This is a genomic window from Bacillus sp. SIMBA_031 (assembly GCF_046535225.1).
Taxonomy (GTDB): domain Bacteria; phylum Bacillota; class Bacilli; order Bacillales; family Bacillaceae; genus Bacillus; species Bacillus velezensis.
Map to the genome: position 1 here is coordinate 1 of NZ_JAWRXC010000277.1, position 269 is coordinate 269.

The following is a 269-nucleotide window of genomic DNA, read 5'->3' on the forward strand; positions in this document are numbered from 1 at the left end:
CACGCGCTCGAACAGGTCGTCATCTTCCATCTTGATCCACTGATCCCGCGGCAATTCCATCCGCCGCCGGATTTCATCCGCCATTCCCGCAACCGGATCGCTGTCGCTCTCCTCCAGCCGCAGCCGGGCGAGCCCTTCGCCGATCACATCCGAGACGCTCGGAAAGCGTCCCGCTTCCACGAGTTCCTCGGCAAAGCGAAGGTCTTCATCCGATAGCGTCACGGTCGTCTTGACGTTCATGGCCTGCATCCGTTCGAAACCATTGCGAT

The 269-nt window shown here is 60.6% G+C and carries 1 protein-coding gene; it reads right to left on the reverse strand.

Features of this window, described 5'->3' with window-relative positions; genetic code table 11:
- On the reverse strand, positions 1–240 hold a 240-nt coding region (locus SB724_RS20315), incomplete at its 3' end, for a ribbon-helix-helix domain-containing protein (protein ID WP_410572676.1).
- Positions 241–269: the final 29 nt, after the last annotated feature.